Origin of the sequence: Streptomyces sp. NPDC058685, from assembly GCF_042714725.1 — a bacterium.
Taxonomy (GTDB): Bacteria; Actinomycetota; Actinomycetes; order Streptomycetales; family Streptomycetaceae; genus Streptomyces.
Genome location: NZ_JBHXSL010000068.1, coordinates 3,468 through 27,540, shown reverse-complemented (window position 1 = coordinate 27,540; position 24,073 = coordinate 3,468). Strand labels below are relative to the sequence as shown.

At 72.3% G+C, this 24,073-nt stretch carries 3 protein-coding genes; all 3 read left to right on the top strand.

Translation table 11 applies throughout. The annotated features are described in order from the left end of the window. Genes ACFWU3_RS33030 through ACFWU3_RS33020 form a run of 3 tightly spaced genes read left to right on the top strand, consistent with a single transcriptional unit; the run spans position 1 to position 24,073 of the window. Complete coding sequence (locus ACFWU3_RS33030) at positions 1-6,486, top strand: amino acid adenylation domain-containing protein (protein ID WP_384444782.1); 6,486 nt, start codon at positions 1-3, stop codon at positions 6,484-6,486. Continuing rightward, positions 6,487-22,878: an amino acid adenylation domain-containing protein gene (locus tag ACFWU3_RS33025; RefSeq protein WP_384444780.1), complete on the top strand. Its 16,392-nt coding sequence runs from the start codon at positions 6,487-6,489 to the stop codon at positions 22,876-22,878. Beyond that, on the top strand, positions 22,871-24,073 hold the full coding sequence (locus ACFWU3_RS33020) for an NAD(P)/FAD-dependent oxidoreductase (protein WP_384444778.1): 1,203 nt from the start codon (positions 22,871-22,873) through the stop codon (positions 24,071-24,073). The genes ACFWU3_RS33025 and ACFWU3_RS33020 overlap by 8 nt, the downstream gene beginning before the upstream one ends.

The following is a 24,073-nucleotide window of genomic DNA, read 5'->3' as shown; positions in this document are numbered from 1 at the left end:
GTGACGGTTGAGACGTTTACCGCATTGTTCGGACGGCAGGTCGCCGCCGCCCCGGACGCAGTCGCGGTGGTGTTCGGCGACGAGCAGCTGACCTACCGGGAGCTGGACGCCCGCGCCGACGCGCTGGCGGCCTCGCTGTCAGGACGCGGGGTGGGCCCCGAGTCGGTGGTGGGCGTCGCGCTGCGCCGCTCGTCCGCGTGGTGCGTCACGGTGCTGGCGGTGCTGAAGGCGGGCGGCGCGTATCTGCCGATGGACGCGGCCTACCCGGCGGAACGGCTCGCCTACATGGTGCAGGACTCCGCGGCGGCCCTGGTCCTCGCCGACGCGGCGACCGCGGACCGACTGCCCGACCTGCCCGCCCCCGTCCTGCGCCTGGAGGACCTGCCCGACGGCCCTGACGGTCCGGCAGCCGGGCCGGCGGGTCCGGTGTCGCCGCTCAACACGGCTTACGTCATCTACACCTCGGGCTCCACCGGCCGGCCCAAGGGCGTGGCGGTCACCCACACCGGGTTCGCCTCCCTGCTCGCCACGCAGACCGAACGCCTGAAGGTCACCGCCGGCAGCCGGGTGCTGCAGTTCGCCTCGCCCAGCTTCGACGCCTCCGTGTGGGAGCTGTGCATGGCGCTGCTGTCGGGCGCCACGCTGGTCATCGCCGACAAGGAACGCCTCGCTCCGGGCAGCCCGGTGGCCGAGACGATCGCCGCGTACGGCGTCACCCACGCGACGCTGCCGCCGCCGGTCCTGACCGCGATACGGGCCGGCTCCCTGACGAGCGTCGAGACCCTCGTCGTCGCCGGTGACGCCACCTCGCCGGAGCTGGCGGCCACATGGTCACCCGGCCGCCGCATGATCAACGCGTACGGGCCCACCGAGACCACCGTCTGCGCCACCATGAGCGGCCCGCTGCCCGGCGACGGGCACGTCCCGCCGATCGGCACCGCCATCGACGGCGCCCGTGTCCATGTCCTGGACAACGCGCTGCGGCCGGTGGAGACCGGGGTGACGGGCGAACTGTATGTGTCCGGTGCGGCGCTGGCCCGCGGCTATCTGGGCCGCCCCGACCTGACCGCGGTGCGGTTCGTGGCCTGTCCGTTCGGCGGGGACGGCGAGCGGATGTACCGCACCGGCGACCTCGCCGAGTGGACCCCCGACGGCGACCTCGTCTTCCACGGGCGGGCCGACACCCAGGTCAAGATCCGCGGCTTCCGGATCGAACCCCATGAGATCGAGGCCGCTCTGGAGACCCACCCCGGCGTCGCGCACGCCGCGGTCCTGCCCCACACCGGACGCGGCGGCCAGAAGCAACTCGTCGGCTACGTCGTCCCCGTCACCTCCACCGGCGCCCACACCGACACCGGCGGTGACAAGGGCGCCTACGGGGCCATCGCACTGAGTGCCGGGTTCTCGGTGGGGGAGCTGCGCCCCTTCCTCGCGCAGCGCCTGCCGGACCACATGATCCCCGCGACGTTCACCGTCCTGGACGCCCTGCCGCTGACCCCCAACGGCAAACTCGACAAGAAGGCATTGCCGGAGCCGGAGTTCCGCGGCGCCGTCTACCGCGCGCCGCGCACCGGGCCGGAGGAGATCCTCGCCGCCCTGTTCGCCGAACTCCTGGGTCTGGACCGCGTCGGCATCGACGACGACTTCTTCGCCATCGGCGGCGACAGCATCCAGTCGATCCAGGTGGTGACCCGAGCCCGGGCACACGGCCTGGAACTCAGCTCGCGGGAGATCTTCGAGCAGCGCACCGTCGCCGAACTCGCGGCGACCGCCGCAGCCAAGGAGCAGGCCGGCACCGCACCGGCGACCCTGGAGGAACTCGACGGCGGCGGCGTCGGCTGGATGCCGCTGCTGCCGGTGGCCCGGTGGATCCGCGACTGGGGCCCGGGCTTCGACCGGTTCCTCCAGGCGATGGTGCTCGACCTGCCCGCCGGCATCGACCACGACGGCCTGGCCGCGACGCTGGCCGCCGTCATCGACCGTCACGACCTGCTGCGCTGCCGCCTGACCGGCGGCGACGAGCCGGGTCTTCAGGTCGCGGAGCCCGGCTCGGTGGACGTCTCCGCGCTGATCCACCGCGTGACCCAGGACGGCGACATCGGGCAGGACGCCTGGCGTGCTTCGCTGCCGGCCGAACTGGACGCGGCCGCCGAGCGGCTCGACCCGGTGGCCGGGGTGGTGGCCCAGTTCGTGTGGTTCGACGCCGGTCCCACCCGGCCGGGCCGCCTCCTCGTGGCCCTGCACCACCTCGTCGTCGACGGTGTGTCGTGGCGGATCCTGATGCCCGACCTCGCCGCCGCGTGGCAGCAGGTCCGCAGCGGGCAGGCACCGCGGCTGCCCGCGGTCGGCACCTCGGTGCGGCGCTGGGCGCACGCCCTGGCCGAGGAGGCCGCGGCACCCGCCCGGGTGGCCGAACTGGCGTTGTGGCGCTCGATCGTGGAGGGCCCCGACCCCCTCCTCGGGGCACGGCGCCTCGATCCGGCCCTCGACGTGGTCGCCACCGTCCACACCACTCACCTGGAACTGCCCGTCCCGGTCACCGAGGCCCTGCTGACCGCGGTACCGGCAGCCTTCCGCGGCGGCGTCAACGACGGACTGCTCGCCGGCCTCGCCCTCGCGCTGGCCCGCTGGCGTGAGCGCCGCGGCGTCGCGGAATCCTCCGCCCTGATCCGTCTCGAAGGACACGGCCGGGAGGAGAGCGCCGCACCGGGCGCCGATCTGTCGGCCACCGTGGGGTGGTTCACCAGCGTCTTCCCGGTCCGTCTCGACGTCGCCGGCGCCGACCTCGACGACGCGTTCGCCGGCGGCCCGGCCGCCGGCACCGTCCTCAAGGCCGTCAAGGAACAGCTCCTCGCCGTGCCCGACAGGGGCATCGGCTACGGCCTGCTGCGGCATCTGAACCCGGACACCGCCGAGATCCTGCGCCACCACCGTCCCGGGCAGGTCGGGTTCAACTACCTGGGCCGGTTCTCCGCGACCGCCGACATGCCCGAGCACCTGCGCGGCCTCGGCTTCACCCAGGCACCGGTGGCCGAGCTCGCCGAACTCGACGCCGGACAGGACCCGCGGATGCCCGCCCCGGCAGCCCTCGACATCAACGCCACCGTCACCGACACCCCCCACGGGCCCCGGCTGAACGCCGCGTTCGCCGCCCCCGCCGGAATCCTGACCCCCGACGAGGTACAGGAAATCGCGGACCTGTGGGCCGCCGCCCTGACCGGACTCGCCGCGCACGCCACCCGCCCCGGCGCCGGCGGCCTGACCCCCTCCGACGTGCCGCTGGTCCGTGTCACCCAGAACGACATCGACGTGTGGGAGCAGCGCTTCCCGGGCCTGGCGGACATCTGGCCGGCCACCCCTCTGCAGTCCGGCCTGCTCTTCCACTCCCAGCTCAACGACTCCGCCTTCGACGCCTACCAGGTGCAGTACGCGCTGCATCTGTCCGGCCCCGTGGACGCGGACCGGATGCGCGCCGCCGGCCAGGCCCTGCTGGAGCGGCACCCCAGCCTGCGCGCCGCGTTCGTGCCCGACTCCGACGGCACTCTCACCCAACTCATCGTGGACGGCATCACGCTGCCCTGGCAGCACCTCGACCACAGCACCCTGGGGGAGCGGGAACGCGACCGGGCGTTCGAGGACTTCCTCGCCGACGACCTGCGCGCCCACTTCGACGCCGCCGCGCCGCCCATGCTGCGCCTGACCCTGGTCACCATGGGCCCCGAGAGGTACGAACTCGTCCTGACCGCCCATCACGTCCTGTTCGACGGCTGGTCGGTGCCGGTGCTGATGCAGGATCTCCTCAAGCTCTACGGCTCCGCCGGCGACTCCTCCGTCCTGCCGCCGGCACCCAGCTACCGCGACTTCGTCCAGTGGCTGTCCCACCAGGACACCGATGCCTCCGCCCGGGTGTGGTCCGCCGAACTCGACGGCGTCGACCGGCGCACGCTCCTCGCGCCCGCCGGCCACGACAGCCCCGGCCCCGAAGGGGGCAGCGGGATCGGACAGATCGATGTCACCCTCAGCGCCGGTGAGGCACGCGAACTGGCCCGCCGCGCCGCCGACCTCGGGGTCACCCTGAACACCGTCGTCCAGAGCGCCTGGGCGATCCTGCTGAACCAGCTGACCGGCCGCACCGACGTCGTCTTCGCGTCCACCGTCTCGGGCCGCCCGCCTGCCGTACCGGGTGTCGACTCGATCGTCGGCATGTTCCTCAACACCCTGCCCGTGCGGGTGGACACCGCCCCCGGCAACACCCTCGCCGACCTCCTGACCACCGTGCAGGACCGGCAGGCCGCGCTGATGGACCACCACCACTACGGGCTCACCGAGATCTACGAAGCGACCGGCCTGGACGCTCTGTTCGACACCATCATCGGATTCGAGTCGTTCCCCCTGGACCGGGCCGGTATCGCCGAGGCATGCGAGGCGGCCGGCATCTCCGTCACCGGTATCCGCTCCTTCACCGCCAGCCACTACCCGGTGACCCTGCTGGTCTTCATCGAGTCCGACGGCCTGCGGCTGACCGTGCAGTACCAGCGGAACGCCCTGCGGGAGAGCACCGCCCGGGCGATCGCCACCCGTTACGGGCGCATCGTGCGCCGGCTGGCGGCCGATCCCGCCCAGCGGGTCGGCACCGTCGACATCCTCGACGACACCGAACGCCACCAGGTGCTCGTCGACCTCAACGACACCGCCGCTGCCCTGCCCGGGGCCACCCTGACCGACCTGTTCGAACGGCAGGCCGCACGCACCCCCGACCGGCCCGCCCTCGTCACCGGGGACGTCACCCTCAGCTACCGGGACCTGAACAGCCGGGCGAACCGGCTGGCGGCCGAACTGATCCGCCACCACGTCGGCCCCGAGTCGGTGGTGGCAGCCGCCCTGACGCACCCGGCGGACCAGGTGGCCGCGCTCCTCGCGGTCCTGAAGGCCGGGGGCGGACACCTGCCGCTGGACCTCTCGGCACCGGCCGCCCATCGCAGCGCCCTGATCGCCGACGCAGCCCCGCACCTCCTGCTCACCGACAGCACCACCATCGAGTCACAGGGGACGGTCGCCCGCCTCGACACCACCCCTCACCTCACCGATGACAGCGGTGGTCCGGGTGACCCGGGTGACCGGGACCGGACACGGCCGCTGCACCCCGACCACCTGGCCTGGCTGACCTACACCGGCGGATATCGGGGCGGGCCACGGGGCGTGAGCCTGACCCACCGCAATCTTGCCGACCGGATCCCCGCCCTGGCCGCCCACCTGACCGCCACCCCGGGCACACCGGTGCGCATCCCCGTGGCCGGCACCCTGCCGGTGCCGGTGCTGCTGACCGTGCTGTGCACCGGCGGAACCGCCGAACTCCTGCCGCGGCCGCAGGACCTCGCCGCGCTCACGGGCGGTGTGATCAGCACAGTGCCGTCCCACTTCGCCTCTCTCCTCGACGAGCTGGAGGGCGACCTCCACGCCGAAACGGTGCTCTTCGACGGCGAACCGCTGCCGCCCGCCTTGGCGCAGCGGCTCCACAAGACGATCCCCGGTGTGCAGGTGGTGAGCACCTACCGTCCCGGTGAGACCGGATACGCCCTCGTCTCCGCGGCCCCGGCCGAAACACCCGCCACCGGCACGGGACCGGTTCTCGGCCGGCCGCCGGCGAACGTGCGCACCTACGTCCTGGGCAGCGGAATGACCCCGGTACCGCCCGGCGCGGTCGGCGAACTGTACGTCGCCGGCAGCGCACCGGCCCGCGGCTACCACCGCCGCCCCGGCCCGACCGCCGCCCACTTCGTGGCCGACCCGTTCGGCCCGCCCGGCGCACGGATGTACCGCACCGGCGACCTCGCCCGCATCGTCGCCGACGGCCGGCTCGAGTACGCCGGACGCGCCGACACCCAGGTCACCATCGGCGGGCAGCGCGTCGAACCCGCCGAGTCCGCTGCCGTACTGGCCGAACACCCCGCCGTCGACCAGGCGGTGGTCATCGCCCGCGACACCGATACCGACAACGGCGGTGGTGGCCGGCAGTTGGTGGGCTATGTCGTGCCCGCCGGGCCGGGCAGCGTCGAGACCGGCGACCTGGCCGACTTCGCCGCCGGCCGGCTGCCCGCCGAGCTGGTGCCCGCCGCGTACGTCGTCCTCGACGACCTGCCACTGACCCCCGGCGGACGGCTCGACACCGCCGCCCTGCCCGAACCCGGCCACGCCGGCCCCGTCTACCAGGCTCCCCGCGACCCGCAGGAAGAGAGCCTGTGCGAGCTGTTCGCCGACGTCCTGGGCGTCGAGCGGGTCGGCATCACCGACGACTTCTTCGAGCTGGGCGGCAACTCCCTCTCGGCGACCCGCCTGACCAGCCGCATCCGTAAGACGCTCGGTGTCAGCGTGACCATCCGGGCCATTTTCGAACACCGCACCATCGCGGAACTGTCGCGCACGGTGAAGGACGCGAACACCTCGAGTCGCCCCCGTCTGCGCAAGATGAACAGGAGTGGACAGTAAATGATCCCGTTGTCTTTCGCGCAGCGCCGACTGTGGTTCATCGAGCAGTTCGAGGGCCCTTCGGCCACCTACAACGTGCCGTTCCTGGTCCGCCTGGCCGGCCCGCTGGACGTGCCCGCCCTCCAAGCGGCCGTACGTGACATCGTGGTGCGGCACGAGAGCCTGCGCACCCTGATCGTCGCGGACGCCGACGGCGTACCCGCCCAGCAGGTGGTGCCCGCCGACGACTTGGCCCTGGACATCCCGCTCGTCGACGTCGACCCCGGCGAGCTCGACGACGCCGTGGACCGCGCCGGCCGCGACCCCATCGACCTCGCCACCCAGATCCCGGTCCGCGCCACCCTCTTCCGCTCCGGCGAGCAGGACCATGTCCTGGTTCTGCTGATCCACCACATCGCCAGCGACGGCGAGTCCGTCGTGCCCCTCGCCCGCGACCTCGACCTCGCCTACCGGGCCCGGATCGCCGGACGTGCACCCGACTACGACGAACTGCCGGTCCAGTACATCGACTACACCCTGTGGCAGCGCGAGGTCCTCGGCGACGAGGACGACCCCGACAGCGTCCTGTCGAAGCAGATCCGCTACTGGAGCCAGGAGCTGGCCGGCACCCCGCAGCCGCTGCGGCTGCCCACCGACCGCGCCCGCCCGCCGATAGCCGGTCACCAGGGCGACATCGTCGAATTCCCCATCACCCCCGACCTGCTCGCAGCCGTCGAACACCTCGCCCTGGAGCGGGACGTGTCGGTGCCGATGGTGATGCAGACCGCGCTGGCCGTCCTGCTCCAGCAGCTCGGCGCCGGCGACGACATCCCGATGGGCAACACGATCGCCGGCCGCACCGACGACGAACTCCAGGACCTGATCGGCTTCTTCGTCAACACCTGGGTGCTGCGCACCGACCTGTCCGGCAACCCCACCTTCGACGACGTGATCCGGCAGGTGCAGCACAAGGCGCTGGCCGCGTACGACAACCAGGACGCCCCCTTCGACCGGCTGGTGGAGGAGCTCAACCCGGAGCGCTCCACCGCCTACCACTCCCTGTTCCAGGTCATGTTCACCTGGGAGAACGAACGCTGGATCGACCTCGACCTGCCCGGCGGACTGCACGCCCGCCTGGAGGTGGAGGCCACCTCCTCCGCCAAGTTCGACCTGGAGTTCAACTACTTCGCCGACCCCACCCGGCCCGGCATGCTCGTCTACATCGAGTACGCCACCGACCTGTTCGACCACGCCACCGTCGAGGCCATCGCCGCCCGCTACATCCGCGTCGTCGAGCAACTGGTCGCCGACCCGGCCATGCCGGTCGCCCAGGTCGACGTGCTGGAGCCGGCCGAACGGCACCAGGTGCTGCACCACGTCAACGACACCACCCGCCCCACCCCCGACGTGACGATCCCCGGCCTGGTCGAGCGGCAGGCCGCGCAGACCCCCGACGCCGTCGCCGTCGTCTTCGACAACACCTCGCTGACCTACCGCGAACTCGACGCCCGCGCCAACCGGCTCGCCCGCGACCTGGTGGCCCGCGGCGTCGGACCGGAGACGGTGGTCGCCCTGTCGCTGCCGCGCTCCGCCGACCTCGTCATCGCCCTCCTCGCGGTCCTCAAAGCCGGCGGCGCCTACCTGCCCATCGACCCCAAGTACCCCAGCAGCCGTCTGGACTTCATCTTCTCCGACGCGCGACCGACATTGCTGCTCACCGACAGCGCGACCGTCGGCATCCTGCCCGCCGGTGACACACCCACCCTGTTCCTCGACGACCTCGACCTCACCGCACCGGACGCCGGCACGGAAGGGGCGCCGCTGACCGACCGCGACCGGATCGCCCCGCTGCGCCCCGAACACCTCGCCTACGTGATGTACACCTCGGGCTCCACCGGGACCCCCAAGGGGGTGGACATCACCCACCACACCGTCGTCAACGGAGTGATGCGCCTGGCGTCGGCCGTGGGCGTCACCTCCCAGACCTGGCTGCTGGCCGGCACCTCCATCAACTTCGACGTGTCGGTGTTCGAACTGTTCACCGCTCTGTCCACCGGCGGCACCCTCGAAGTCGCCCGGGACGTCCTGGTCATCGGCGAACGCGGCGGCTGGAGCGGCGGCGTGATCAGCACCGTCCCGTCGGTGTTCGTCGAACTCCTGGACCAGGTCGGCAGCGAGATCCACGCCGAGACGGTCGTGTTCGCCGGCGAAGCCCTGCCCGCCGCCCTGGTGCAGCGGGTCCGCGACACCATCCCCGGCATCCGCGTCGTCAACGCCTACGGACAGACCGAGTCGTTCTACGCCACGACCTACGCCCTGCCCGGCGAGGCGCCCTGGCCGCACACCGGCAGCGCCCCGATCGGCAGTCCGCTGGGCAACATGCGCACCTACGTCCTGGGCCCCGGCCTCCAGCCCCTCGCCCCCGGCGTGGTGGGTGAACTGTATGTCGCGGGGCTCGTCGCCCGCGGCTACCACCACCGCCCCGGCCTGACCGCCGAACGGTTCGTCGCCGACCCCTACGGCCCGCCCGGTGCCCGCATGTACCGCACCGGCGACCTGGCACGCTGGAACAGCGACGGGCAGCTGGAGTACGCCGGCCGCGACGACGCCCAGGTCAAGATCCGCGGCTTCCGTATCGAACCGGGTGAGATCGAAGCGGCCCTGACCGCCCACCCCAAGGTGACCCAGGCCGTGGTGACCATCCACGAGGGCCGCGGCGGCGGCAAACAGCTCATCGGCTACATCGTCCCCGTCCCGGACCCGGACAGCGGCCCGGTCAGCGTGGAGAGCCTCGGCGACCTCGACATCGACATCACCGCCGGCGTCTCCTCCCGCGACCTGCGCAAGTTCGTCGCCGGCCGGCTGCCGGAGTTCATGGTCCCCTCGGTGTTCGTCATGCTCGACAAGCTGCCGTTGACCCCCAACGGCAAGCTCGACCGCAAGGCGCTGCCCGAGCCGGAGTTCACCGGCGGCGCCTACCGCGCACCGCGCACCGACCTCGAACACGCCCTCGCCGCCATCTACGCCGACGTCCTGGGCCTGGACCAGGTCGGCATCGACGACGACTTCTTCGCCATCGGCGGCGACAGCATCCGCTCCATCCAGGTCGTCTCCCGCGCCAAGGCGCAGGGCATCGACGTCAGTGCCCGCCAGATCTTCGAAAGCCGCACCGTCGCCGAACTCGCCGAACTCGCCCGCGGCGGCCCGGCGAGCGCCCCGGTGGTGCTGGACGAACTCGAGGGCGGCGGCGTCGGCTCCATGCCGCTGCTGCCGGTCGGCCACTGGCTGAGGGAACTGGGCGGCGGCATCAACCGGTTCTCCATGTCCCTGGTGGCCGACCTGCCGACAGTCATCGACGCATCGCAGCTCGCCGCGACCATCGGCGCGGTCTGGGACCGGCACGACATCCTGCGCTCCCGGCTGGTGACCGGCGACGAGACCGGGCTGCATGTCACGGAACCGGGCACGCTGGACGTGCCGCGCCTCATCCACCGCGTCGCCTGCGACGGCGACTTCGGCGACGCCTGGCAGCAGCAGGCCGCCGCCGAACTGGACGCCGCCACCGGCCGCCTCGACCCGGCCGCCGGAGTGATGGCCCAGTTCGTCTGGTTCGACGCCGGTCCCACCACACCGGGACGGCTGCTGCTGGTCCTGCACCACTTCGTCGTCGACGGCGTGTCCTGGCGCATCCTGCTCCCGGACCTCGCCGCCGCCTTCGACCAGGTCAAGGCCGGCCGCACCCCGCAACTGCCCCCCACCACCACATCCGCACGGCGCTGGGCCCATGCCCTCGCCGAGGTGGCCACCTCACCCGAGCGGACGGCCGAACTCGACCTGTGGCGCAGCACCGTGGCCGCCGGCGACCCCCTCCTCGGCAGCCGCCCGCTGGATCCCCGCACCGATGTCGTCTCCCGCTCCGCGCACCTGTGGGTACGGCTGCCGGAGACGGTCACCGAGACTCTCCTGAACACCCTGCCCGCCACCTTCCGCGCCGGTGTCAACGACGGCCTGCTCACCGCGCTGGCCCTGGCCGTCACCCGTTGGCGCGCGGCCCGCGGCACCGACGAGCCCTCCACACTGATCCGCCTGGAGGGACACGGCCGCGAGGAGGACACCGTCCCCGGCGCCGACCTGTCGGACACCGTGGGCTGGTTCACCACCATGTTCCCCGTCCGGCTCGACCTGACCGGCATCGACCTCGACGACGCGTTCGCCGGCGGACCCGCCGCCGGCGCCGCGCTGAAGGCCGTCAAGGAACAGCTCCTCGCCGTCCCCGACAAGGGCATCGGTTACGGCCTGCTGCGCTATCTCAACCCCGAGACCGCCGCCGAACTGGCGCAGTACCCCACCGGCCAGATCGGCTTCAACTACCTGGGCCGCTACTCCGCCACGGACATGCCCGACCACCTGCACGGCCTGGGCTTCACCCAGGCCGAGGGCACCACGGAACTGGTCGCCGACCCGGACGCGGACATGCCGGCCCTGTCCACCCTGGACCTGAACGCGCTGGTCACCGACGGCCCCGACGGCCCCCGGCTCAACGCCCGCCTCGGCTATGCCACCGGCGTCCTCGACGAGGACGACGCCCGGGCCATCGCCGACCACTGGCAGGAGGCGCTCGAAGCCCTCGCCCACCACGTCACCCGTCCCGGCGCCGGCGGCCTGACCCCCTCCGACGTTCCGCTGGTGAAGGTCACCCAGCACGAGATCGACCAGTGGGAGCAGCACTACCCCGCCCTGGCCGACGTATGGCCGCTGACCGCGACCCAGTCCGGACTGCTGTTCCACACCCTCCTCGTCGACACCGCGTTCGACGCCTACCAGATGCAGATGGTCTTCCACCTCTCCGGCCGCGTCGACGCCGCGCGTATGCGCACCGCCGGCCAGGCCCTCCTGGACCGTCACGCCGGCCTGCGGACCGCGTTCGTCACCGACACCGCCGGTGACTCGGTACAGATCGTCCTGGACCACGTCGACCTGCCCTTCCGCCACGTCGACTTCAGCCGCCTGGACGACGACGAACGCATGGCGGCCCTCAAGGGGCTGCTGGCCGAGGACCACGCCACCCACTTCGATCCCCGCACACCCCCCATGCTGCGGATGACGCTGGTCACCATGGGCGGCGACCGGGCCGAGCTGGTGTTCACCGCCAACCACGTCCTGTTCGACGGCTGGTCGGTACCGCTGCTGCTGGAGGACCTGCTGCGGCTGTACGCCTCCTCCGGCGACGCCTCCGCCCTGCCCCGGGTCCGCGGCTACCGCGACTTCCTGGTCTGGCTGGACCAGCAGGACCGCGAGGAGGCGGCCCGCACCTGGGCCGCCGAACTCGCCGGCATCGACGAACCCACCCTGATCGTGCCGCACCCCCAGGCCGGGGCGGCCCCGACCGGCATCGGCCAGGTCGACGTCCCCCTGACCGCCGAGACGGCCGCCGACCTCGCACGCCGGGCCTCCGAACTGGGCGTCACCCTCAACACCGTCGTCCAGGCGGCCTGGGGGCTGGCGCTGGGCAGCCTGACGGGCCGCCGTGACGTGGTGTTCGGCACCACCGTCTCCGGCCGCCCGCCGCAGGTACCGGGCGTCGACGCCATGGTCGGACTGTTCATCAACACCCTGCCCGTCCGGGTCGACTGCACCCCCGCCGACACCCTGCAGGAGGTTCTCACCGGCCTGCAGAACCGGCAGGGCGCCCTGCTGGACCACCAGCACTACGGCCTGGCCGAGATCCACCACGCCACCGGTCTGAAGTCCCTCTTCGACACCATCGTCGTCTTCGACTCGTACCCGGTCGACCGGGCCGGCATCACGGACGCCTACGCGGCGGCGGGCATCGCCGTCACCGGCATCAGCCCGATGAGCGGCACCCACTACCCGATGATCGTGACCGCCACCGCCGAACCGCGGTTGCGGGTGGCCCTGGAATACCAGCACCACCTCTTCGACGCCCCCACCGTCGAGACCATCGCCGCCCGCTTCGAGCGGATCCTCCGGCACCTCGCGGACGACCCGCAGACCCGCGTCGCCCAGGTCGACGTCCTCACCCCGGCCGAACGCCATCGCCTGCTCACGGAATTGAGCGACACCACCGCCCCGGCACCCGACCTGACACTGCCCGCCCTGTTCGCCCAGCAGGCCGCCCGCACCCCGGACGCCGTCGCCGTCCACTGCGACGACGGCCAGGACCTCACCTACCGGGCGCTCGACGCCCGCGCCGAGCGCCTGGCCCGCGAACTCACCCTGCGCGGCGCCCGTCCCGAATCCGTCATCGGCCTGGCGCTGCCCCGCACCGCCGACCTGGTCGTGGCCATGCTCGGCATCCTCAAGTCGGGCGCCGGCTACCTGCCCATCGACCCCAAGTACCCCAGCCACCGCCTTCAGTTCATCCTGTCGCAGGCGTGCCCGCAGCTCATCGTCACCGACACCGCGACGGCCGGCGTGCTGCCGGCCGGCGACATCCCGCACCTGCACCTCGACGGCCTGGACCTCGACCGCGACTTCGACATGGATCCGGGCTCCGGGCCCGACGGCGCCGACCGTCAGGCGCCGCACCCGCAGAACCTGGCCTACGTCATGTACACCTCCGGCTCGACCGGCACCCCCAAGGGCGTCGTGATCAGCCACGCCACCGTCGTCAACGGGATCACCCAGCTCGCCGCCCGCGTCGGAGCCGGCGAAGGCTCCCGGATCCTGGCCGGCACCTCGGTCAACTTCGACGTGTCGGTGTTCGAGATCTTCACCGCGCTGACCAGCGGCGGCAGCATCGACATGGTGCGCGACGCCCTCGTCCTCGGCGAACGCGCCACCTGGTCGGGCGGCGTGATCAGCACAGTCCCGTCGGTCTTCGCCGAGCTCGTCGACCACCTCGGCGACACCATCCACGCCGACACCCTGGTCTTCGCCGGCGAGGCCCTGCCCGCCGCCCTGGTGCACCGCATCCGCCAGGCGCTGCCCGGCGTGCGCGTGGTCAACGCCTACGGGCAGACCGAATCGTTCTACGCCACCACCTCCACCGGCTCCGACACCACGCCCGGCAGCACGCCCATCGGCAGCCCGATCGGCAACATGCGCACCTACGTCCTCGGCCCCGGCCTCCAGCCCCTGCCGCCGGGCGTGGTGGGCGAACTGTATGTCGCGGGACACCTCGCCCGTGGCTACCACGACCAGCCCGCGCTGACCGCCGGACGCTTCGTCGCCGACCCCTACGGCCCGCCAGGCGCCCGCATGTACCGCACCGGCGACCTGGCACGCTGGAACAGCGACGGGCAGCTGGAGTACGCCGGCCGCGGGGACACCCAGGTCAAGATCCGCGGCTTCCGCATCGAACCCGGCGAGATCGAAGCGGCCCTGACCGCGCACCCCGGAGTCGCCCAGGCGGCGGTCGTCGCCCGCGAGGCCGGTGCCACCACCGGCCGGCATCTGGTGGGCTATGCCGTTCCCGCCGACACCGCGGCCGGCGGGCTCGACATCGACGAACTGCGCAAGTTCGTCGCCGCCCAGCTGCCCGAATTCATGGTCCCCGCCGCATTCATGGTCCTGGACCGCCTCCCGCTGTCCCCGAACGGCAAGCTGGACCGTCACGCCCTGCCCGCCCCGGAGTTCGCCGGCCACACCTACCGGGCACCGCGCACCGCGCAGGAGGAGTTCCTGTGCACCCTGTTCGCGGAGGTCCTGGGCGTCGAGCGGGTCGGCATCGACGACAACTTCTTCACCCTCGGCGGCCACTCCCTGCTCGCGACCCGGCTGGTCAGCCGGATCCGTACCGGGCTGGACATCGAGGTCCCCATCCGCGCGGTGTTCGACTCGCCGACCGTGGTGGAACTCACCGGCCGTCTGTCCCCGGGAACGCGGGTGCGCCCGCAGCTGACCAGGGCGGCCCAACGGCCGGAGCGGATACCGCTGTCGTTCGCCCAGCGCCGGCTCTGGTTCATCGACCGCTTCGAAGGGCCCTCCGCCACCTACAACGCCCCCTTCCCGCTGCGGCTGACCGGCACCCTCGACATCCCCGCGCTGGAGGCGGCGGTCGGCGACGTGGTCGCCCGGCACGAGAGTCTGCGCACCCTGATCGTCGAGGACGGCGACGGCGTACCGCACCAGCACGTCCTCGCCGCCGACCGAGCAGCGGCCATGCTGCACCTGCCGGTCGTCACCACCGACGAAGCGGGTCTGCCCGACGCCCTCGCCGACGCCGTGGCGCACCCCTTCACCCTGGCCACCGACCTGCCGCTGCGGGCGACGCTGCTGCGGACCGGCGAGCAGGACCACGTCCTGGTGCTGCTGATCCACCACATCGCCAGCGACGGCGAGTCGATGGCCCCCCTCGCCCGCGACCTCGGCGCGGCCTACACCGCCCGCCTCGAGAACCAGGGCCCGCAGTGGGACGAACTGGCCGTCCAGTACGTCGACTACACGCTGTGGCAGCGCGAGGTCCTCGGCGACGAGGACGACCCGGACAGTGCTCTGTCCGCGCAGGTCCGCTACTGGCGCGAGGAGCTCACGGGCGTGCCGCAGCCGCTGCAGCTGCCCACCGACCGGCCCCGCCCGCCGGCGGCCAGCCACCGCGGCGACACGGTCGAGTTCGCCCTCGCCCCCGAGGTTGCCGCCGCCGTCGAGGACGTCGCCCGCGCCCAGGGCGTCACCGTGTCGATGGTGCTGCAGTCCGCCCTCGCCGTGCTCCTGCACGGCCTCGGCGGAGGCGACGACGTGACCATCGGATCTCCGATCGCCAACCGCACCGACGACGGCCTCGCCGACCTGATCGGCTTCTTCGTCAACACCTGGGTGCTGCGCACCGACCTGTCCGGCAATCCGGCCTTCGACACCCTGCTCGACCAGGTCCGCAACAAGTCCCTGGCCGCCTACGACAACCAGGACGTGCCCTTCGAGCGCCTGGTGGAGGAGCTCAACCCGGAGCGCTCCACCGCCTACTCGCCGCTGTTCCAGGTGATGTTCGCCTGGCAGAACTTCGCCCGCAAGGACTTCACCCTGCCCGGCCTGCACGTCGAGTTCGAACGGGTCCGCAACGAGTCCGCCAAGTTCGACCTGTTCTTCAACATGGCCGACCTGCCCGGCATGGGCGTCGTGGGCCATCTCGAGTACGCCACCGATCTGTTCGACCGGCAGACGGCCGAGGCGGTCGCCGACCGCTTCACCCGCCTGGTGGGCCGGCTGGCCGCCGACCCGCAGACCCGCGTCAGCACCGTCGACCTGGCCCACCCGGCCGAGCGGGAGCAGGTCCTGCACCACTTCAACGACACCACCCGCCCCATCACCGACCTCACCGTGCCTGCCCTGGTGGAGCAGCAGGCCGCGCAGAGGCCCGACGCCGTCGCCGTCGTCTGCGACGACGTCTCGCTGACCTATCGCGACCTCGACGCCCGAGCGAACCGTCTCGCCCGCGACCTGGCCGCCCGCGGCGCCGGACCCGAGTCTCTGGTCGCCGTCTGCCTGCCGCGCTCCGCGGACCTGGTCGTCGCCCTTCTCGCGGTCCTCAAGGCCGGCGCCGCCTATCTGCCCATCGACCCCAAGTACCCCAGCGCCCGCCTGGACTTCATCCTCACCGACGCCCGACCCACCCTCCGACTGACCGACACCGCGACCGCCGGCGTCCTGCCCACCGACGACACCCCCACCCTGTTCCTCGACGACCACGCCCGCACCCCTGCCGATGGCGGTGGTTCGCCGAGGGGCCCGCGACCGGACCAGGCCGCGTACGTGATGTACACCTCCGGCTCCACCGGCACCCCCAAGGGTGTCGTGATCAGCCACCGCACCGTCGTCAACGCGGTGACGAGTCTGGCATCCGCGGCGGCCATCACCCGCGGCACCCGCACACTGGCCGGTACCTCCGTCAACTTCGACGTGTCGGTGTTCGAACTGTTCACCACGCTGTCCGCCGGCGGCACCGTCGAAGTCGCCCGGGACGTCCTGGTCATCGGCGAACGCGGGGGCTGGAGCGGCGGAGTCATCAGCACCGTCCCGTCGGTGTTCGCGGAACTCCTCGACCAGACACCCGGCACCATCCACGCGGAAACGGTCGTGTTCGCCGGCGAAGCGCTCCCCGCCGCCCTGGTGCGGCGGGTCCGCGACACCATCCCCGGCGTCCGGGTGGTCAACGCCTACGGGCAGACCGAATCGTTCTACGCCAGCAGCTTCCCGCTGCCCGCCACCACCGAGACCGTGCCCGGCGCTGCCCCGATCGGCAGTCCGATCGGCAATATGCGCACCTACGTCCTGGGCCCCGGCCTGCAGCCGCTGCCGCCGGGCGTGGTGGGTGAGCTGTATGTCGCGGGACAACTCGCCCGCGGCTATCACCGGCGCCCCGGCCCGACCGCGGAGCGGTTCGTCGCCGACCCCTACGGGCCGCCCGGTTCGCGGATGTACCGCACCGGCGACCTGGCCCGCTGGAACCGAGAAGGACAGCTGGAGTACGTGGGCCGCGGCGATGCCCAGGTCAAGATCCGCGGGTTCCGTATCGAACCCGGTGAGATCGAGGCCGCGCTGACCGCGCACCCCGAGGTCGTGCAGGCCGTCGCGGTCGTCCGTGACGGGCCGGGCGGCGGCAAGCAGCTCGTCGGCTACGTCGTGCCGGCCGGCGCCGCGTCCGAACAGAGCGTGGACGGCCTCGGCGACCTCGAGGTGGACATGACCGCCGGCCTGTCCGCGCGAGACCTGCGCCGCTTCGTCGCGAGCCGGCTGCCGGAGTTCATGGTGCCCTCCGCGTTCGTCGTCCTGGACCGCCTCCCGCTGGCTCCCAACGGCAAGCTCGACCACAAGGCGCTGCCCGCCCCGGAGTTCACCGCCACCACCTACCGGGCCCCGCGCACCACCGTGGAGGAGACCCTCGCCGCCGTGTACGCCGACGTGCTGGGCCTGGAACGGGTCGGGCTCGACGACGACTTCTTCGCTGTCGGCGGCGACAGTATCCGGTCCATCCAGGTCGTCACCCGCGCCCGCGCCCAGGGCATCGAGGTGAGCCCGCGGCAGATCTTCGAGCAGCGCACCGTCGCCGAACTCGCCACCGTCGCCACCAGCGGCATCGGCGACCGTCCGGTCCTCGAGGAGTTCGAGGGCGGCGGGGTGGGCCTCATGCCGCTGCTGCCGATCGGCCGCTACATGCTCGAACTCGGTGACAGCTTCGACCGGTTCTCCATGTCGACGGCGCTGGAACTGCCCGCCGGCATCGACGCGCCGCAGCTGACCGCGACCCTGACCGCGGCCCTGGACCGGCACGACATCCTGCGCTCGCGGCTGCTGCGCGAGGACGGCGGCGCCCTGCACATCGAGGCGCCCGGCACCCTCGACGCGGCCTCCGTGCTGCACCGCGTGGTCTGCGACGGCACCTGGAGCGACTGGCAGGAGCGGGCCGCGGCCGAACTGGACGCCGCCACCGGCCGCCTCGATCCGGCTGCCGGCGTGATGGCCCAGTTCGTCTGGTTCGACGCCGGGCCCGCCACCCCGGGCCGGCTGCTGATCGCCCTGCACCACCTCGCCGTCGACGGCGTGTCCTGGCGCATCCTGCTCCCGGACCTGGCCGCCGCCTGGCAGCAGATCCGCGACGGCCACGTCCCTCGCCTGCCCGAGGTCGCCACCTCTGTGCGGCGCTGGACACACGCCCTGGCCGAGGAGGCGGCGAGCCCCGCCCGCGTCGCCGAGACGGACCTGTGGCGCACGATGCTGCAGGGCCCCGACCCCCTTCTGGGGTCACGGCCGCTGGACCCCGCGGTCGATGTGCTGTCCACCGTCGAGCACCTGGAGATCCAGCTGCCGGCCACGGTGACCGATGCACTGCTGACCTCGCTTCCCGCCGCCTTCCACGGCGGCGTCAACGACGGCCTGCTGGCCGCCCTCGCGCTCGCGCTCGCCGCATGGCGCCGCTCCCGGGGCGTCGCCGAACCCTCCGCCCTGATCCGCCTGGAGGGCCACGGCCGTGAACAGGACGTCGTGCCCGGCGCCGACCTGTCCCGCACCATGGGCTGGTTCACCAGCATGTTCCCCGTCCGCCTCGACACCGCCGGCTGCGACCTGGACGAAGCGCTGGCGGGCGGCCCGGCCGCCGGCCGGCTCCTGAAAGCGGTCAAGGAGCAGCTGCGGGCCGTCCCCGACAAGGGCATCGGCTACGGCCTGCTGCGCTACCTCAACCCCGACACCGCCGCCGAACTGGGCCGGTACCCCACCGGCCAGATCGGCTTCAACTACCTCGGCCAGTTCTCCTCGGCGGACATGCCCGACGAACTGCGCGGCCTCGGCTTCACCCAACTGCCCGCCCTCGACGCGGCCCTGGACGCCGACATGCCCGCCATGTCGACCGTGGAGATCAACGCCGCCGTCCTCGACAGCGGGGACGGCGCCCGCCTCGGCGCCATGATCGGCTTCCCTGCCGGCGTCCTCACCCGCACCGAGGTGCAGGAACTGGCCGACCTGTGGACCACGGCCCTGACCGCGCTGGCCGGCCACGCCACCACTCCCGGCGCCGGCGGCCTGACGCCCGGTGATCTGCCGCTGGTCCGCGTCACCCAGGGCGACATCGACGTCTGGGAACAGCGCCACCCCCAGCTGGCCGACGTCTGGCCGCTGACCCCGCTCCAGTCCGGGCTGCTGTTCCAGTCCACCTTCCTCGACGACCACGCCTATGACGCCTACCAGATGCAGATCGTCTTCCACATCGCCGGCCACGCCGACGCGGACCGGATGCACGCCGCCGGACAGGCCCTCCTGGAGCGCCACGCCGGCCTGCGCACGGCGGTCGTCACCGACAGCGCAGGCCATCAGGTCCAGCTCGTCCTGGACAACGTCGACGTGCCATGGCGCCACATCGACCTCAGCGGTCTGGGGGAGCAGGCCCGTGAGGAGGCCTTCGAGCAACTCCTCGAACAGGACCACCACGAGCACTTCGACCCGGCCACGGCGCCACTGTTGCGCCTGACGCTGGTCACGATGGGCGAGGACCGGGCCGAACTGGTCCTGACCGCCCACCACATGCTCTTCGACGGGTGGTCGTTCCCGCTGCTGATGCAGGACCTGCTGCGCCTGTACGGCGCTGCGGGCGATGCCTCCGCCCTGCCGCGGGTCCGCGGCTTCCGCGACTTCCTGGTCTGGCTGGACCAGCAGGACCACGAGGAGACCGCCCGCGCCTGGGCGGCCGAGGTCGCCGGCGCCGAGCCCACCCTGCTGGCTCCCGCCGCCCGTGGCGCCGGTGACAGCGAGGGTGTCGGACAGATCGACATCCCGCTGCCGCTGGAGGAGGCCAGGGCCCTGAACCGGCGCGCCTCCGAACTCGGCGTCACCGTCAACACCCTGCTCCAGGGCGCCTGGGGCGTTCTGCTCGGCGAACTCACCGGCCGTTCCGACGTGGTCTTCGGCGCCACCGTCTCCGGCCGGCCGCCCGCCCTGGGCGACGTCGACTCGATCATCGGCCTGTTCATCAACACCCTGCCGGTCCGGGTCACGCACCGGCCCCAGGATTCCCTCGCCGACCTGGTGACCGGCCTGCAGAAGCGGCAGGCGGCCCTGCTCGACCACCACTACTACGGGCTGAGCGACATCCAGCAGGCCGCCGGGCACCCCAGCCTGTTCGACACCCTGGTCGTCTTCGAGTCCTTCCCCGTCGACAAGGAGGGCCTCAGCGACGCCAACACCGCCGCGGGGATCGCCTTCACCGGCATCCGCCCCTACTCCGGCACGCACTACCCGCTGGCGCTGATGGCCGGTGCCGAACCGCACCTGATGATGGTCCTGCAGTACCAGCAGGGCGCCTTCGACCGCGGGGCGGCGGAGGGCATCGCGGCCCGACTCAGCCGAATCCTGCGGCAGATCGCGGCCGACCCGACCCTCCCGGCCGGCCGCGTCGACATCCTGCACACGAGCGAACACGCCCGGCTGCGCGAGGTGAACGACACCGCCGCCGCCACCCCCGACGTGAACCTGCCTGCCCTGGTGGAGAGCCAGAGCGCCCGTACCCCGGACGCGATCGCGGTGGAACACGACGGCCACGCCCTGACCTACCGCCGGCTCAACGCGGACGCCAACCGCCTGGCGAGGGAACTCGCCGACCGCGGTGTGGGACCCGAGTCCCTGGTCGCGGTCTGCCTGCCGCGCTCCGCGGACCTGGTCGTCGCGCTCCTCGCGGTCCTGAAGGCCGGCGGCGCCTACCTGCCCGTCGACCCCGCCTACCCCGGCCACCGGCTCGCGGCCGTCCTCGCCGAGGCCGGCCCCGCGCTGATCCTCACCGACACGGCCACCGAAGCGGTGCTGCCGCCCACCGAGTGCCCCCGCCTCCATCTGGACACCCTCACCCTCACCGAGCGGCCCGGCACCGACCTCACCGACCGCGAGCGCACCGCCCCGCTGCACCCCGACCACCTCGCCTACGTGATGTACACCTCCGGCTCCACCGGCGCCCCCAAGGGCGTGGCCCTCACCCACCGCACGGTCGTCAACGGCGTCCTGCGGCTGGCGCCCCAGGTGGACATGGGACCGGGCCGGCGAATGTCGGCCGGCACCTCGGTCAACTTCGACGTGTCGGTGTTCGAGATGTTCACCACCCTCACCACCGGCGGCACCCTCGACGTCGTCCGCGACGTCCTGGTCCTCGGCGAGCGGGACGTCCTGCCCGGCCAGGTGATCAGCACCGTGCCCTCCGCGTTCGCCGAACTCGCCGGCCAACTCGCGCACCACACCACCCACCCCGACACCCTGGTCTTCGCGGGCGAAGCCCTGCCCACCGCCGTCCTCCAGCAAGCCCGGGACACCTTCCCGGGCGTCCGCATCGTCAACGCCTACGGACAGAGCGAATCGTTCTACGCCACCACCCACACCCTCACCGCCGAGGCCCCGGCCCCGGACACCGGCAGCACCCCGATCGGCAGGCCCATCGGTAACATGCGCACCCACGTCCTGGGCCCCGCCCTCCAACCGGTCGCCCCCGGCGTGGTCGGCGAGCTGTATGTCGCGGGACACCTCGCCCGCGGCTACCACCAGCGGCCCGCCCTGACCGCCGCACGGTTCGTCGCCGACCCGTTCGGCCCGCCCGGCTCGCGGATGTACCGCACCGGCGACCTGGCCCGCTGGAACGACGAGGGACAGCTGGAGTACGTGGGCCGCGACGACGCCCAGGTCAAGATCCGCGGCTTCCGCGTCGAACCCGGCGAGATCGAAACCGCGCTGACCGCGCACCCCGACCTCGCCCAGGCGGTGGTGACCCTCCACGAGGGCCGCGGCGGCAAGCAGCTCGTCGCCTACGTGGTGCCCCGGCACGGCGACGGCCCCACCACCGACGACCTGCGCGACCACCTCACGGCTCAGCTGCCGCCGTACATGGTGCCCGCGGCGTTCGTGACACTCGAGCGACTCCCGCTGGCCCCCAACGGCAAGCTCGACCACCGCGCCCTGCCCGACCCGCAGTTCTCCGCCGCCGCCCACCGCGCCCCGCGCACCCCCCGCGAAGAGGTCCTGTGCGGACTGTTCGCCGAAGTGCTCGGTCTCCCGCGGGTCGGCATCGACGACGACTTCTTCACCCTGGGCGGCCACTCCCTGCTCGCCAGCCGGCTCCTCAACCGGATCCGCACCCTGCTCGGCGTCGCCATCCCCATCCGCGTCATGTTCCAGTCGCCCACCGTCGCCCAGCTCGACACCTACCTGACCTCCGGCACCGAGTCGTCCGAACACACCGACCCGTTCGGTGTCGTCCTGCCGCTGAAGACCAGCGGCACGGCAGCCCCCCTGTGGTTCATCCACCCCGGAGTGGGCCTGTCCTGGGCCTACATGGGCTTCGCCGGACACCTGGACGAGGACAGGCCCGGCTACGCCATCCAGGCCCGCGGCTTCGACGGCAGTCCGTTGCCGCAGTCCGTCGAGGAGATGATCACCGACTACGTCCAGCAGATCCTCAAGGTTCAGCCCGACGGCCCCTACCACCTGGCCGGCCTGTCCCTGGGAGGCACCCTCGCCCAGGCCATGGCCGCCGAACTCCAGCGCCGGGGACACCAGGTGGCCACCCTCGCTCTGCTGGACTGCGTCCCCGCCTCCTGGTTCACCCACCACGACAGCGTCGACGCCTCCGAAGTACGGGAGTTCTTCGGCGAACGCCTCCCCGCGCTGGCGGAAGGCGCCGAGGGTGACCGGGAATCCCTCATCGACAACGCGTCCGCCATCATGCTCCACCACCTGAGCCTGATGAAGGACTTCACCTCACCCGTCTTCGACGGCGACGCCCTGTTCTTCAACGCGACGCTGAACCCGGACGACTCCTATCTCGCCCACTGGCGGCCCCACATCACCGGCGCCATCCAGGAGTGGAACATCCACTCCACCCACCTCGGGATGAACATGCCCGCGCCCGCGGCCGAGATATCCCGGGCCATCAACCGGCACCTCGACGACCACGGCAGCAACCTCTCGGGAGCATCTCTTGTATGACGTCATAGTGGTGGGAGCACGCGCCGCCGGAGCACCGGCCGCCATGCTGCTCGCACGCGCCGGATACCGGGTGCTCCTCCTCGAGCGGGCTCGGTTCCCCAAGGACACCCTGTCCACCCTCTACATCCACCAGCCCGGCGTCGCCCGGCTCGCCGACTGGGGCGTCCTGCCCGCCGTCGCCGCCACCGGCGCCCCCGCCCTGGACGCCGTCCAGTACACGATCGGTGACGTCCGTCTGGAGGGCTGCTCGTGGCCCGCGGAGGGTAACAACGCCGCCTACGCGCCCCGCCGTCACCTCCTGGACGCGCTCCTCGCCGAAGCCGCCGTGCAGGCGGGCGCCGAGTTCCGCGACAACTGCTCGGTCAGCGACCTCGTCTTCGAGGACGACCGGGTGGTGGGCGTACGGATCGGCTCCGTCCGCAGCGGCAACAGCACCGTCGAACGCGCCCGCCTCGTCATAGGCGCCGACGGCATGCGCTCCACCGTCGCCGACCGACTCGGCGCCCCGCTCCTGATCGAGAACCCGGCCCTCACCTGCGCCTACTACAGCTACTGGTCCGGCCTCCCGGAGCAGTTCCGCCTCTACGAGGCACCGGGAAGCTGGGTCGGCACCGTCCCCACCAACGACGGCGCCACCCTGGTCGCCGGCTACTTCCCCCAGGACCGGTTCCACGACGTCCGCGGCGACGCGCTGCACTCCCTGCTGGCCTGCGTGGAGGCGACCGCCCCCGAAGTCCGGGACCAAATGGCCGCGGGCGAGCGCCTGGAGCGGGTCCACGGCACCGGCGACCAGCGCAACTTCTTCCGCCAGGCCGCCGGACCCGGCTGGGCCCTCATCGGCGACGCCGGCCACCACAAGGACTCGATCACCGCCCGCGGCATCACCGACGGCTTCTACCAGGCCCAGCTGCTCGCCGACTGCATCGGCGACCGGCTCCAGGACCCCGCTCAACTCCAGTCCGCCCTCGACCAGTTCGCGAGCGAACGCCTCGAAGAACTGATGCCGCACTACCGCAGCACTCTCAAGACCGGCCGGCTCACCGCCCCCGACCACCAGATCGCCATGCTGCGCGTGATATCCACCAGCCCGGAACTCACCGCCCGCTACTTCTCCACGATGTCGGGCGTCTGCCCCCTCGACGAATTCCTCACCCCCGAACTCCTCGACCTCATGGCGGACCAGGTGGCCGCATAG